The sequence below is a fragment of the Pseudomonas sp. genome (genome assembly GCF_037994325.1).
In the GTDB taxonomy this organism is placed as follows: domain Bacteria; phylum Pseudomonadota; class Gammaproteobacteria; order Pseudomonadales; family Pseudomonadaceae; genus Aquipseudomonas.
This window is the reverse complement of record NZ_JBBNAH010000036.1, coordinates 1-1,548: the sequence shown is the minus strand read 5'-3', so window position 1 is coordinate 1,548 and position 1,548 is coordinate 1. Positions and strand designations below refer to the sequence as shown.

Annotated in this window: 3 protein-coding genes; all 3 read left to right on the top strand. The window is 59.3% G+C overall.

Annotated features, from left to right (window positions below; translation table 11 throughout):
* Positions 1–363, top strand: a 363-nt coding sequence (locus AAAB16_RS01160; RefSeq protein ID WP_340661678.1) for a GGDEF domain-containing protein, incomplete at its 5' end; no start/stop codon positions are given.
* 71 nt (positions 364–434) lie between these two features.
* Positions 435–1,001, top strand: a complete 567-nt coding sequence (locus tag AAAB16_RS01155; protein ID WP_340661677.1) for a nucleotidyltransferase family protein — start codon at positions 435–437, stop codon at positions 999–1,001.
* 384 nt (positions 1,002–1,385) lie between these two features.
* On the top strand, positions 1,386–1,548 hold a 163-nt coding region (locus AAAB16_RS01150), incomplete at its 3' end, for a DUF3077 domain-containing protein (protein WP_340661679.1).

The following is a 1,548-nucleotide window of genomic DNA, read 5'->3' as shown; positions in this document are numbered from 1 at the left end:
AAATACGTAAACGACACCTACGGCCATCAACTCGGCGACAAACTGCTGGTTTCGGTCGCGCAACGGGCCTTGAGCACCATTCGCCGCACCGACGTGCTGGGCCGTTTGGGTGGCGACGAGTTTATTGCCTTGGTACCGCAACTCAGCGGTAGCCGCCTGGAAAACCTTATCGAAAAAATCACCACCGCCATCGCCCAGCCGTTCGAAATAGACGGCCACACCCTGCACATCGGCGTAAGTATCGGTGTGAGTTACTTCCCTAAAGATGGTGACACCGTCGCGCAACTCATCGATACGGCCGACAAAGCCATGTATAAGGCCAAACAGGAGAAGCGAGGCGGGAAAAAAGCTGACGGCGGCTAAGCCGCCCCACGCACCATCGCTCCACTGCTCACCTGTAATAGCCCTATTTCCGGCATAAAAGGTTCTTACTGATGGTCCAAGTCAACCTCAACGCCCCGGTTGTTTTGGTACTCGCCGCCGGGCGAGCCACGCGCTTTTTCGCCTCGGGCGGGCAGGTAAATAAACTGCAGGCCAACTTGTTAGGTAGGACGGTGTTAGACCACGTACTGCGCGCAGTCGAAGCCTCCGGCCTGGCCTGGCATGTAGTGCGTTCGGCAGAGGGGCAGGGCATGGGCGACTCAATTGCCGCCGGGGTGCGCGCCACCGAGCACGCCAACGGCTGGCTGGTGCTCCCCGGTGATTTGCCGCTAATCACGTCACATAGCTTGCAGCAGGTGGCGCAAGCCTTGGCCGAACACGCCGTGGTGCTGCCGTTTTACCAGGGCCAGCAAGGCCATCCAGTGGGTTTTAATGCCGAATGTTTTACCCAACTGGCGGCGCTTACCGGAGAAAAGGGCGCGGCCAGCGTGGTGCGCTCACGGCGAGCGGACCACGTGTTACAGCTGGACCTGGATGACCTGGGCATCGTTTCGGATATCGACACCCTGGACGATTTAGCCCGCGCCGCAACCTGGCTGGCAGCCAACTCAGCGCACTAGCACAGCGCGCCTAGGGTTGGCTGCGCGCAGCAACGCTATGGGCCGACACACCGCCCGCATCTGCGTTTCGCCCACCATTTGTAGCCTCCATCTTTCGCGCCTGCCCGCCAGAGCCGACATATTTCCCGCGTGCCCCTGGCCTACAGTTGCCCGTCGCTGAATGTCAGCGACCCGGTTTGGTCGCCGGGAAGTACACGTCGAAAGCGCACGCGCCTGCTATAAGAAGTAGGCGTTTTACCGCTGCTCTATGGCGGTTGTGCGTGGGACACCTTCGGGTGTGCCGGTTTTCTTCGTGGCCGGTCGACCAACCTGCGTACAGCTGCCTCCTATTTTGCTTGGTCGCAAAGGGAGGTAGTCCTTCAACCCACGAAGAGATTTATTGTTATGAATGAGTCAAACGCTGTAACCACTCACCAACCTTTCGACCAAATGGACAGCGCACCGCTGTTTTCCGTTAACGCCGGCGTACCCATTGAAGAAGCCCTGGAACGCGCCGCCCACCTGATGCTCTACGTCGAAAAGCTCGCCGCTGCAGATGCCTTTACCG

Excerpts from the sequence above, each read along its gene's own strand:
- AAAB16_RS01155 (WP_340661677.1), top strand. The coding sequence starts at position 435 with ATGGTCCAAGTCAACCTCAACGCCCCGGTTGTTTTGGTACTCGCCGCC.